This is a genomic window from Pedobacter nutrimenti (assembly GCF_032678445.1).
GTDB classification, from domain to species: domain Bacteria; phylum Bacteroidota; class Bacteroidia; order Sphingobacteriales; family Sphingobacteriaceae; genus Pedobacter; species Pedobacter nutrimenti_A.
Genome location: NZ_JAVTSQ010000004.1, coordinates 294,310 through 307,228, shown reverse-complemented (window position 1 = coordinate 307,228; position 12,919 = coordinate 294,310). Strand labels below are relative to the sequence as shown.

11 protein-coding genes are annotated in these 12,919 nt (G+C 42.9%); 5 read left to right on the top strand and 6 right to left on the bottom strand.

Annotated elements, in window-relative coordinates; genetic code table 11:
- The 5 genes from R2S08_RS08830 to R2S08_RS08810 form a co-directional block, all read right to left on the bottom strand.
- On the bottom strand, positions 1–1,473 hold the full coding sequence (locus tag R2S08_RS08830) for a SusD/RagB family nutrient-binding outer membrane lipoprotein (protein WP_316834813.1): 1,473 nt from the start codon (positions 1,471–1,473) through the stop codon (positions 1–3).
- A 12-nt stretch (positions 1,474–1,485) separates the two neighbouring features.
- Positions 1,486–4,938, bottom strand: a complete 3,453-nt coding sequence (locus R2S08_RS08825; protein WP_316834812.1) for a SusC/RagA family TonB-linked outer membrane protein — start codon at positions 4,936–4,938, stop codon at positions 1,486–1,488.
- Positions 4,939–5,070: 132 nt separating this feature from the next.
- Positions 5,071–6,090 carry a FecR family protein gene (locus R2S08_RS08820; protein ID WP_316834811.1) on the bottom strand — a complete coding sequence of 340 codons (1,020 nt, stop codon included), beginning with the start codon at positions 6,088–6,090 and terminating at the stop codon, positions 5,071–5,073.
- A gap of 93 nt (positions 6,091–6,183) precedes the next feature.
- On the bottom strand, positions 6,184–6,738 hold the full coding sequence (locus R2S08_RS08815; RefSeq protein WP_316834810.1) for an RNA polymerase sigma-70 factor: 555 nt from the start codon (positions 6,736–6,738) through the stop codon (positions 6,184–6,186).
- A gap of 57 nt (positions 6,739–6,795) precedes the next feature.
- Entirely contained in the window at positions 6,796–8,025 is a 1,230-nt protein-coding gene (locus R2S08_RS08810; protein ID WP_316834809.1) for an NAD(P)/FAD-dependent oxidoreductase, read from the bottom strand.
- Between the two features lie 17 nt (positions 8,026–8,042).
- Here R2S08_RS08810 and R2S08_RS08805 point away from each other — a divergent pair, with 17 nt between their 5' ends.
- Complete coding sequence (locus R2S08_RS08805; protein ID WP_133779772.1) at positions 8,043–9,182, top strand: 5-(carboxyamino)imidazole ribonucleotide synthase; 1,140 nt, start codon at positions 8,043–8,045, stop codon at positions 9,180–9,182.
- The gene (gene purE, locus R2S08_RS08800; protein WP_133779773.1) at positions 9,182–9,670 is read left to right on the top strand and encodes a 5-(carboxyamino)imidazole ribonucleotide mutase; all 489 of its coding nucleotides are present in this window, start codon (positions 9,182–9,184) and stop codon (positions 9,668–9,670) included. The genes R2S08_RS08805 and purE overlap by 1 nt, the downstream gene beginning before the upstream one ends.
- Before the next feature lie 9 nt (positions 9,671–9,679).
- Here purE and R2S08_RS08795 read toward each other — a convergent pair whose 3' ends face one another.
- A complete protein-coding gene (locus tag R2S08_RS08795) occupies positions 9,680–10,243 on the bottom strand; it encodes a YqgE/AlgH family protein (protein WP_316834808.1) in 564 nt (187 codons plus the stop codon).
- A gap of 50 nt (positions 10,244–10,293) precedes the next feature.
- Here R2S08_RS08795 and pdxH point away from each other — a divergent pair, with 50 nt between their 5' ends.
- From pdxH to ruvB, 3 genes are read left to right on the top strand one after another with little or no spacing between them, the layout of a single operon-like run.
- Positions 10,294–10,944: a pyridoxamine 5'-phosphate oxidase gene (pdxH, locus tag R2S08_RS08790; protein ID WP_316834807.1), complete on the top strand. Its 651-nt coding sequence runs from the start codon at positions 10,294–10,296 to the stop codon at positions 10,942–10,944.
- A gap of 25 nt (positions 10,945–10,969) precedes the next feature.
- Positions 10,970–11,860 (top strand): 3-hydroxybutyryl-CoA dehydrogenase, encoded by an 891-nt coding sequence (locus R2S08_RS08785; protein ID WP_316834806.1) that lies wholly within the window; start codon positions 10,970–10,972, stop codon positions 11,858–11,860.
- Between the two features lie 30 nt (positions 11,861–11,890).
- Positions 11,891–12,913, top strand: coding sequence for a Holliday junction branch migration DNA helicase RuvB (ruvB, locus tag R2S08_RS08780; RefSeq protein WP_133779777.1), 1,023 nt, complete (start codon positions 11,891–11,893; stop codon positions 12,911–12,913).
- Positions 12,914–12,919 lie beyond the last annotated feature (6 nt).

The window sequence follows — 12,919 nt, the reverse complement described above, 5'->3', positions numbered from 1 at the left end:
TTATTTTAAATACCACATTAAGGTATATTGGTTATCTGCACCGAAAACAGAAACGGCTTTCTGGTAATTGACTTTGTTTTTGGCACTTTCTGAATCAGGATAGATATAACGCTTAGGGATACCACGGCCAGCAGCCAGCGGACCTGTTACAAATGCAGGGAATCCGGTCCGGCGCTGATCAAACCAGCCTTCTGCGCCTTTGAACAGCATGGCCATCCATTTTTGGGTGATCAGTTGCTCCAGGCTGCCATCATATTTAACCAGTGGCTGATCAAAATATCCAGCAGGCGCCGCGGCTCCATAACTGCTCATGGATTCTTTTATCCCTTTGTAGTACATGGATTCTGCTGTTTCTCCAGGCACACTAAGCTTTCCTTTTTGCATAGCTTCGGCAAGAATAAAACACATTTCAGTATAGGTCATTAAGCTGGCTTTAAGTGCAGGATTTGATGCACCGCCGTTTTTTCTAAAAAATGTATTAGAGAAAACAGAAACATGGTCTTCCCCCCCGTTATAAGCTGAAGGTGCATCTATAGCATTGGGCACACCAACATATTTGTTCTGATCTACGGTGGATCCTGCTGTACTTTTAACAGGCTCCACCCAAATGGCCAGCCTTGGGTCATTACGCTGGATCAAACGATCAACCAACTCCTTACTTACCTTAGTCTTCAGGTAATCGAAATCGATCATAGCCAGAGGACCTGCAGGCCAGCTGTAGCCCGCCGTAGTACCCAGATAGACCATCTCCGCATTGTCGGCACTGCTTTCAAAAATCGGGAAAGAAGATTTATCATTAATAATGGCTTGCATTTCTGTAAATGCAGGGGCATAAACCTTGGAAATGCGCAACAACATTCTTAGACGCAGCGTATTTGCGAATTTACGCCATTGAAGCGCTTTGCCTTTAAACAGCACATCACCTTTTGCATTAATTTCCGGGTTGGCGCCTTTCAACAGATCATTGGCTTCCCGGAGTTCTCTCAAAAGATCAGGATAGATGCTTTGCTGCTGGTCATATTCCGGGTAAATGATATTGCTTTCTTTTGATTTCAACGCTTGTGAATATGGGACATCTCCATATAGATCGGTCAGGTAACCGAAATTAAAGGCTTTCATGATTTTACTGATGGCTATATACTGGTTCTCCGACCGTTTTTGCGCTGTTTCGAGAAAGGTTTTATTCACCGATAAACGAGCATAAATGTCATTCCAGTCTACGGGCCCCCAATCCAGCAGATCGTACCCGGTATTACGCACCAGAGTCAGGTATCTGGCTGCCGAAGCTGGTCTTCTGTCTACTGCATTTTCCTGATAGGCATAGGCAGTAGATAAAACCACTTCCGACATTAAAAATTCGGTATTGGTGGTTTCCGGAGAATTGGGATTGGTATTGATCTCTTCAAAATCCTTGGTGCAGGCACCTAAAACAGTCATTAATAAGACCAGTATCGTTTTATATTTAAGTTTCATGGGGTATACAAATTAAAAGTTACAGCTGAATTTAAGACCGTAAGAGCGGGTACCTGGCAAGGTCCAATGGCCAACACCTTGTTTAAAACCATCGCTGATGCTCATCGTGGTTTCCGGATCATAACCCAATCCGTTCGATGCCCAGGTGTATAAGTTCCTGCCAATCAGAGAAACCGATAAATTGCTGATGGGCAGTTTGTGCAGCAGGTTTTTACTAAATACATAGGTTAATGAGGCTTCCCGAAGCTTAATAAATGTTGCAGTGTAGGTTAAACGCTCATAGAATTTATTATACGTATTGTCGTAAAAGTCTGAAGCAGCAATGATTACATTATTCTCTTTGTAGGTGCCATCGCCATTGGCAATATAACCTGGTATGATCATTCCATCATTACGCTTTAATCCTTGCGAGTCTGTCCATGGCAAACCACCGGTCTGGGCGTCTCTTCCCACCAGGGTATTGTCTGTTAAACCAGCAGTAAGCAAACTTTTCACTACGTAAGAATAGAAATTACCGCCCTTGCGCCAGTCCAGCAAAAAGTTCAGGGTAAAATTCTTATAGGTAAACGTATTGTTCAAACCAACAGTGAAATCCGGGTTGTAATTGCCTACTTTAATATATTCAGCAGTATTACGGATATAGTGTCCGTTTTTATCGAGCAAAGCTGCGCCTGCATTAGGGCCGTTGGGTACCTTGGTATAGCTTGGCGTATAGAAATCACCAATCTTGGTACCTTCTTTAATGAGGTAACGGATGTTATCCCCATCGGCACTACCCATTGAATATTCCGGCAAGCCCTCCATCAGTGAAATTACTTTGTTTTCGTTTTTGGTGAAATTGGCGCTGAACTCCCATTTGAAAACACCTTGAACTGGTGTTGCATTTAAACCGATTTCCCATCCGCTGTTCTGAATATTCCCAGCATTGATCAAGCGGTTTGACGCACCGGAGGCAATGGTGGTAGGGATATTAATGATCTGGTTGCGTTTATTGGTTTTATACCAGGTGACATCCAGGCCAATTCTGTTGGATAAAAAACGTAAATCTGCACCAAACTCATAGGAACTCGCGATTTCGGGTTTTAAGAAGTTGTTCTTCAGGTTAAATTCAATCGTTGCTCTTTTCACATCGCCCCAGTCCTGATTAAAAGGAATGGTATTGTACAATTGATAAGGATCGGTGTCACTTCCTACTTGTGCCCAGTTCGCTCTGATTTTGGCAAAGGATAGGATGTCGGATTTGATCTTAAAGACTTCAGTTACAATAGTACTCAGGGAAACTGAAGGATAGAAATAAGAATTGTTTTGGGAAGGCAATGTACTGGACCAGTCATTTCTGCCGGTGACATCTAAAAAAACCATCTCTTTAAAGGAGGCCTGCCCCACACCATATAAACTGTTGATTCGTTTTCTGGACTTGTACGAACTATTGCTGATGGTTCCCGCCTGGGCATTGCTGATGTTATAAATACCCGGAATACTCAGGCTTTCTGTACCTTGAGCGGTACCTCTGGCTGTTTGGTTCATCTGGTTACCTCCAACAGATACACCAAAAAACCAATCCTGATTCAGGTTTTTCTTATAGCTCAGCAAAAAGTCTGAATTTTGCTCGCTAAAATAGCTGTTGTCGACACTATAGCCGCCGAATTTAAAGCGTTTGGAACTGAACGGACGTTTAGTTTCATGCTGCTCATTATACATATCCAAGCCTGTACGTACCATAAAACTCAGGTCTTTGGTCAGATCGATCATCGCTTGTACATTTCCGGTCAACCGATTTCTGTCATAACCATTAATATGCTCATTCGCCACAAAATACGGGTTATCGGAATCATCCGGAGAGAACTGTTCGATATTCTCGCGCCCTGGTTTCCAATAGTTCTTCAGGTCGTTGATGTTCATATTGGAAGGCATGGAGTAAATCATTTGCGTAACACTTTCCCTGTAAGCGGAAGGACGGTTGTCACTTTTGTTCTTTACATAGCCAATATTTGTACTGATCTTGACTTTAGGATGCAATACGTAAGTAGCGGCCAGGTTCAGGGTATTTCTGCTCAGATCTGTATTGGGTACGATACCTTTATTGACCAGATTGGTATAAGAAAGTCTGTAATTACCGTCTGCATTTTTACCTGTAATAGCGACATTATTGGTGTAAGTAGAGCCAGTTCTGTAAAAGTCTTTGGCATTGTTGGGATGGGATACCCAATCTGTAGGCACTGGTTTTCCACTCGCATCTAAAGGACTGTTCCATTGCAGGTGTTTGGTTCCTACATCTAGTCTTGGGCCCCATGCATCTGAAGTTGAAACGGCCGGGTCATCGGTATACTCACCCGCGCCAAACTGGTTTTGAAAATGAGGAAACATCCAGGCCTGATCAAACATCGCATTGCTATTAAAACTTACCCCAAGTCCTTTTTTTCCTGCTGATCCGCTTTTTGTGGTGATCAGCACCACCCCACTTCCGGCCCGGCTGCCATACAAGGCAGCTGCACTGGCCCCTTTCAGGATCGTAATGCTTTCTACATCATCCGGACTGATGTCGGCTACAGGACTTCCATAGTCTACAGAAGAGCGCCCGACAGTTGCTGGTGTACGTAAAGAATGCGCAACAGGCACGCCATCTACCACAAACAGCGGCTGGTTATCGGTGGCTATAGAGGATTGTCCTCTGATGGTGATCAACGCCGTAGATCCTGGATCTGATCCGGTGCTCACTATATTTACTCCTGCCACTTTCCCCGCAAGTGAATTTACCACGTTGACTTCTTTTACCGTGTTGACATCACTTCCTTTAACGGTAGCAATGGAATAACCCAATGCTTTTTCAGAACGTTTTATGCCAAGTGCGGTTACTACGACTTCAGATAAGGCTGTTTCATCTGGAACTAAGGTGACATTTAAACTAGCTTCTCCGTTGACTTCCAGTTCTTTGGTTTGATAGCCCATCATCTTAAAAATGATACGGGCATTGGGATGTTGTACATTTAAACTGTAATCTCCGCTTAGGTTGGTTGTTGTACCATTGGAGCTTCCTTTTTCCAAAATACTTACCCCCGGTACAGGCAATCCTTTTTCATCACTAACTTTTCCTTTGACCCGAAAAGCCTTTTTAATGATGATCTGTTTGTTCTGAATGGTGTAAGTTAACTGTAAAGGCAGCAATACACGGTTCAGCAGCTCGCCAACAGGCTCATTTTCTGCTTTTAGATTATTGATCTCTTTATTCAAAAGAACCTCTTTATTGGTGTAAACAAAGGTGAGTTCAGTTTTTTTCTCCAGGCTTTTGAACAGTTCGGTGAGCGTACCGTGTTTAAAGCTGAAGCTCACTCTTTCGTTTAAACCCTGCGCATATACAGGGGATGCCTGTCCTGCAACGAACATTATAGAGAGCAGTACATAGCTGAGGATAAAAAAACGCATTACTTTAAAAATTAATTGATGAGTCACTGCGGACTTTTTCATAACTTTGTGTGTTTTAATCATTGATGGGTTAAAATAAATTTTTAATGCCCCCGGGTTGCGTCAACAACCTGATGGCGAAGATTCTTAGCCTTGGATGCGTCAACATCTGAGGCTATTTTTTTTAATAGCTGTCTAGTTACATTTACCTCCTTTTATATAGATCGTTTGTTTGTTGATGGTATAATTGATATCCAGCGTAATTTTCAGAGTTTGAAGAACTTCAGCAAGCGCTATATTTTTAAAGCTTGCTGTAAGCTTGCAGCCTTTAAAATCATGTTCTGACTGTATGCGTACCTGGTACCTGCGCTCAATAGCTTCAAAAACTTCTTGTACCGATGTTTGATTGAACATCAGCTTTCCACTGATCCATGCATTTGCATCTGCTGCTTCCTCTACATCTTCCTGATGAAGTTTTCCCGAAACATGGTTATAGACGGCTTTTTGATTGGGCAGAAGATGGATAGCCGCAGATTGTGTACCTGCGGAATCCCTGGACACAGCGACTTTACCGGTCATTACCGTAACTTCAGGCTGGTATTTTGCCCAGGCTTTAATATTGAAACTGGTGCCCAGCACACGTGTTTGAAGATTTAAACTCTTTACAATAAAGGGATGCTTCACATCACGCTTTACTTTAAAAAAGCCTTCTCCGGTTAACTGAACATTTCTGATGGCCGCTGTTTGTAGATTTTTAGGAAAACGGATACGACTTCCTGAATTCAGCCAAACCTCGGTACTGTCGGGCAGGAGTACTTTCAGGATCTGCCCTGCCGCTGAAGTTTCGGTGATCCAGCCTGCAGCTTCACCCTGAACTACAGGTTTTCTGTTTTGAAAAAATATACCGAGTAAAATCATTCCGCCCAACACTGCAGCCGCGGCAATCCAGCGTTTGAAAACGACCTTCAACCTTTTTTCTTCAGTCGCTTTAACCGAATCGAGTTTCACAACCTCAGATTTGATTTGGGCAAAGCTTTCTTTCCATGCACCTTGTTCCGGACTTTGGGCCGTATCGGCCCAAAGTCTGCAGGCCTGCTCAAATTGTTGCTGATGTACAGGGTCCTTGACCAGCCATTCATTTAGGCGTATTTCGTTTTCTTCGCTGTTCTCGCCCGATACATGTGACAATATTAATTTCCAGATCTCTTGGTCCATTCTTATCCTGTTTACTATAGACAAGACAATAAAACCGGGTGCTTCTACGGGCCGGAATAGGTTAAGATTCCATTAACAATACGTTAAGTGATTTTACCTGAATTCTTCCTCGTGGCGGGTTACCTTTTCCTGAAGGAACTGAAAGCCTTTGACCAGGTGGTCTTCTACAGTTCTCACCGAAATATCCAGCAAAGTTGCAATTTCCTTATAACTAAAGCCGTCAATTCTATACAGGTAAAAAACCAATCTCCGTCTTTCCGGTAATTGATCGATCAGGTTATACAGTGCCCGGTTCCGGTCCTTTTCCTGGTAGGCTTGCAAGGGGTCTGCATTTTGATCTGGAATCAGCGGTATTTGTTCTTCTTCCAGAATACGGAACTGCACTCTGGAATTTTTAAGATAAGTGAGGGCCGCATTTTTCACTGAACGGAACAGATAGGCTTTTTCTTCGGTAATTTGCACCTTGTTTTTCCATATGCCAATAAAAACATCATTCAAAAGGAGTTGTGCTTCTTCTGCATCTTTGACCATGTACACAGCATATTTGATCAGCGTGGGGTACATACGCCGGTAAAGATCTTCGAATGTCTTCAGGTCATACACCGGTGTATGATGTTCTGCTGATCCGGCTGTACTGTGATTCCCCATAAAATATAGGGCGAAATTAGGCCTGTAAAGTGAGCCTCACATTAAGCGGATATTAAATTATAATACTTGTGCAATCACATAACCACTTGCCCAGGCCCATTGAAAATTATAACCACCCAGCCATCCGGTCACATCAACGCACTCGCCACCAAAATAGAGGCCCGGCATTTTTTTACATTCCATGGTTTTAGAAGACAGTTCGTTGGTATCGATACCTCCGCGCATCACTTCTGCTTTATCATAACCTTTGTCTCCGGCAGGCTTCACTTTAAAAAGATGTATGGTGTTGTGGATCAATTCCATTTCAGCTTTGGTCAAATCTGCAACGGGCTTGTCAACAGGCAAAAATTTAGACATCGCTTCGGTGAATTTACGGGTATAGAAACGGTTGAACAAGGTAGAAAGAAGGTTTTTACCTTGATGGCTACGCTCCTGCTCCACAAGTTCAGAAATATTATGGCCGGGTAACAGGTCGATGTTAATGGTTTCTCCTTTTCTCCAGTAGGACGAGATCTGCAAAATAGATGGGCCGCTCAATCCCCAATGGGTAAAAAGTAGATTCTCCTCAAAAGAGATCTGATCGTTACTGACCCCGCAGAAAACCGTATTACCGGAAAGTCGTGCATACCATTCCTCATCTTTTCCCGTAATAGTGAGTGGCACCAATGCCGGCGCTGTTTCTACCAATTGGAGACCAAGTTTCCGGGCAAGACGAAGGGCAAAATCCGTAGCACCCATTTTAGGGATAGGTAAACCTCCGGTAGTTACAACAACTTTATTGGATTGCAATTGAACGCTCTTTCCTCCTTTGGTATAGCTTACAACATACCCTTCCCCTTTTGCACTGATGTCTGTAACTTCTGCTCCGCACCTGATCTGCTGGTCCATATCCCGGCAAAGGCTGGTGAATACTTCTACAACATCTTTTGCATTTTTATCGTCTGGAAAAAGTTGTCCAAGTGTTTTTTCTTTCCCGGTAATCCCATAAGTTTCAAAAAAGTTGATGGTATCTTCTACTGTCCATTGAGTGAAAGCTGATTTCATAAAATGTTTATTGCCCGAAATGAATTGTTCATCGCTGGCAAACAGGTTGGTATAATTACACCGCCCCCCTCCTGAGATCAGGATTTTAGCACCCGGCTGTGCCCCCTTCTCTAACAAAATCACCCTTTTACCCAGGAAGCCCGCCTGCACTGCACACATCAATCCGCAGGCACCGGCCCCAATAATTATAGCATCAGCATCCATCAATCCGTTTATATTGTTATTTTTGTGCAAAATAAGCATAACTTTTTCATATTGATATGGCAAAACAAATAAGTGATTTAAAACTGGGTATATTGGGCGGCGGACAATTAGGGCGAATGCTGATACAGGAAGCCATTAATTACAACGTTACCAGCCTGGTCTTGGATCCTGATCCAGATGCTCCCTGCAAACACATTTCAAACTACTTCGAATGCGGTTCCATTACAGATTTTGACACCGTTTATAATTTTGGAAAAAAAGCCGATCTGCTGACTATCGAAATTGAGAAAGTAAATATTGAAGCCCTGGAGCAGCTGGAAAAAGAAGGTAAAATGGTTTACCCTCAATCCAGAGTGATCCGCCTGATTCAGGACAAAGGGGTACAAAAACAATTCTTTAAAGAAAATGATATTCCAACAGCTCCATTCCAGCTGGTGAATGGAAAAGATGATCTGTTCAATACGAGCTTTGGTTATCCCTATATTCTAAAACAGCGTAAAGATGGATATGATGGCAAAGGTGTAATGAAGATTTCAAGTCAGCATGATATAGATAATGCCTTTGAAGGGCCCTGTCTGATTGAAGAGCTGATCGACTTTGAAAAGGAAATTGCGGTGATCGTTTCCAGAAACCCGAACGGTGATGTAAAGACCTTCCCGATGGTAGAAATGGAATTTAATAGTGAGGCCAACCTGGTCGAATTTCTGATCAGTCCTTCTACCTATCCGGAAAACATACAACAGCGGGCAGAAACGATTGCAAAGAATATTGCTTCTGCTTTAAACATTACAGGACTCCTGGCCGTGGAAATGTTCATTACTAAAGATGGAGAGATCCTGGTAAACGAACTCGCTCCAAGGCCACACAATAGTGGTCATCAAACCATAGAAGGTAATTATGTATCTCAATTTGAACAGCACTTAAGGGCGATCTGTAACTTACCTTTAGGAGATACACGTTCTATTACCAATGCGGTGATGATCAATTTACTGGGAGAAAAGGGACATGAGGGCGTAGCTAAATACCAGGGATTGGAAAAGATCATGGCCATTGATGGCGTATACGTACATTTATACGGCAAAAAATACACAAAACCTTTCCGCAAAATGGGCCATGTGACCATTATAGATCAGAATCGTGAGAAAGCAATCGAAAAAGCAAACTATATTAAACAAACTTTAAAAGTAATTTCATAATGAGCATAAAAGTAGGCATAATAATGGGCAGCAAATCTGATTTACACATCATGCAGGATGCAGCCGACATTTTAAAAGATTTTGGGGTGGAGTTCGAGATGACTGTCGTTTCTGCTCATCGCACACCTGAAAGAATGTTCAATTATGCAAAAGAAGCTGCTTCAAGAGGGCTAAAAGTAATCATTGCAGGTGCAGGTGGTGCGGCGCATCTTCCTGGAATGGTCGCTTCGATTACGGTTTTACCAGTGATCGGCGTACCAGTTAAATCGTCAAACTCTATTGATGGATGGGATTCTATCTTATCTATCTTGCAAATGCCTAACGGTATCCCAGTAGCTACCGTTGCTTTAAATGCAGCAAAAAATGCAGGGTTGCTGGCCGCACAGATCCTATCTACAGCTGATGACGCTCTTGCGGTTAAAATGCAGCAGTACAAAGACGATCTTAGAAAAAAAGTGGAAGAAACTGCTGCTGAACTGGAGCATTAACAGCAAAAACTAATTTAGATTGGGGTTTTGAGGAAAATTGCTCACATGAGCATACTTAGGGCCAAGGTTAATAATAGCCTCTCGCCATACCTCTTCCTCATTTGCAGAAAATACAACATCTGGATGGTATTGATCGGATACGATCCAGGTGTTTTCTTCCAGCTCATTCTTCAGCTGTTCTGCTCCCCAACCCGAATATCCTATAAAAAATTTGATCTCGTCCTGATTGATGCTATTGTTGTTCATCAGAATGGTCAGGGCTTCAAAATTACCGCCCCAGTAAATTCCTGGTGCGATTTCTTCACCGTCATTCAGCTTATCATAGCAGCGGTGAATAAAATGTATGGTATCGGTGGCTACAGGTCCGCCATAATAAACAGGAAAATTCGCGTTTTCCATTTCAGCAATCAAATCACTAACCAGCAGATCGCTTTTGTGATTCAATACAAAACCTAAGGTTCCAGCTTCCGCATGTTCTGCAATAAGAACTACGGAACGTCGGAAATTAGGGTCATTTAAAAATGGCTCTGAAATTAATAATTTACCGGAAGATGGCTTTAAAGGACTTAACATTTCGGAAAAATAGGGATAATTTTGATTAAACTAAAACCTATTTTTGTAGTATGGATTTGAGCACAGAAACTTTACAGAACTTAAGACAGGATTACCGCTCCGCCGAGCTTTCGGCTGATGATGTGGACAGAGATCCAATTGAACAGTTTGCCAAATGGTTTAAAGACGCCATGAATGCGAAACTTTATGAGCCTAATGTGATGACTTTGGCTACGGCAGATCGTTCAGGGCGGCCTTCGGCCAGAATCGTATTACTTAAAGGATTTGAGGAGAACGGCTTTACCTTTTATACAAATTACAATAGTGCTAAAGGCAAAGAAATGGAAGAGAATCCGCAAGCCTGCCTGGTATTTTTCTGGGCTGAACTGGAAAGACAGGTTCGGATTGAGGGAAGGGTTTCTAAAGTATCTGCTGAAGTTTCTGATCAGTATTTCCATTCCAGACCAACAGGAAGCCAAATTGGAGCTTCTGCTTCTCCTCAAAGTACTGTAATTGAAAGCCGTGAATTACTGGAAGAAAAGGTAAAGGAACTGACTCAAAAATATAAAGATATCGAGATACCAAGACCTGAACACTGGGGTGGGTATATCGTAGAACCAAGTCATATAGAATTCTGGCAAGGCAGACCAAGCCGTTTACACGACAGGATCAGTTATGAACTGGTAGACGGAAACTGGACAATTAACAGATTAGCACCATAAAAAAACAACCATATATATTCATTCTATGAAGAACATTGCAGTAATTGGCTCCGGTACCATGGGTAATGGTATTGCCCATACTTTTGCTCAATTCGGGTATGCAGTCACTTTGATTGATATCAATAATGAAGCTCTGGACAGAGCACTGGCTACCATCAACAAAAATCTGGACAGGCAGGTAGCGAAAGGCACTTTAACAGAAATGCAGAAACAAGCAACCATCCATAACATTACCCGCTCTACAGACGTGAAGACAGGGGTTAGCGAGGCCGATCTGATTGTAGAGGCAGCGACGGAAAACCTGGAGTTAAAACTAAAAATATTTAAAGATTTAGCTGCCTTTGCTAAACCAGAAGCAATCCTGGCCAGTAATACCTCTTCCATTTCTATTACCCAGATCGCATCGGTGACCGACCGCGGTGACAAGGTGATCGGCATGCATTTCATGAATCCGGTTCCTGTGATGAAACTCGTAGAAGTGATTCGCGGATATGCGACCAGTGACGAAACCACAGCTCAGGTGATGGAGCTTTCCGCAAAACTGGAGAAAGTACCCGTTGAAGTCAATGATTACCCGGGCTTTGTAGCCAACAGAATCCTGATGCCCATGATCAACGAGGCTATTGAAACTTTATTTGAAGGTGTGGCCGGCGTAGAGGAAATTGACACGGTCATGAAACTGGGTATGGCTCATCCAATGGGACCGCTTCAGCTCGCCGACTTTATTGGTCTTGACGTTTGTCTGGCCATTTTAAAAGTGCTGCACGATGGTTTTGGAAATCCTAAATATGCGCCATGCCCACTGCTGGTCAACATGGTCATGGCTGGAAAAAAAGGTGTAAAATCGGGCGAGGGCTTCTATGATTATTCCAATGGAGTAAAAGAAGCTAAAGTTGCAGACAAGTTCCGCGGTTAATCCGCTGTATTATTTTATTAACTTTACAACATGAATGAAAATCTTGATGCCTCTTCTGAAAATCTAACGCCCGTTGAACGTGATATAGAGAAAGTATTGCGGCCGCAGGCTTTTGATGATTTTACGGGTCAGGACAAGATCATGGAAAACCTGAAGATCTTTGTAAAAGCAGCAAAACTACGCGGAGAGTCTTTGGACCATGTCCTTTTGCATGGCCCTCCGGGTCTGGGGAAAACCACACTTTCCCATATTATTGCCAACGAAATGAATACCGGGATTAAAGTTACTTCAGGACCGGTATTGGATAAACCCGGCGATCTTGCCGGGTTATTGACCAATCTGGAAACTGGCGATATTCTTTTTATTGATGAAATCCACCGCTTAAGTCCTCTGGTTGAAGAATATCTTTATTCTGCCATGGAGGATTTTAAAATTGATATTATGCTGGAGAGCGGACCGAATGCCCGTTCTGTGCAGATCGGACTGAATCCATTTACTCTGGTTGGCGCCACAACCCGTTCTGGGTTGCTTACAGCGCCTTTAAGGGCCAGGTTTGGTATTAATGCCCGTTTGGCCTATTACGATGCCAAATTGCTCACCACCATTGTTCAACGTTCTTCTGAGATCTTAAAAACACCGATTACGGATGAGGGTGCCTATGAAATTGCTAGGCGAAGCAGAGGTACACCTCGTATTGCCAATGCATTACTGCGCCGCACCAGGGATTTTGCCCAGATCAAAGGAAATGGTGAAATTGATACAGAAATTGCCCGCTTTGCCTTAACCGCACTGAATGTAGATGAACACGGACTGGATGAAATGGACAATAAAATCCTGCTGACCATTATTGATAAATTTAAGGGCGGGCCTGTTGGTTTAAAAACCATTGCTACCGCTGTTGGTGAAGATGAGGGTACGATTGAGGAGGTTTATGAACCTTTCCTCATTCAGGAAGGATACCTTATGCGCACTTCAAGAGGAAGAGAAGTGACCGAAGCTGCTTATATTCATTTAAAAAGACAGTACCAGGCCCAAACAGGAAGACTGTTTTAGTTGTTT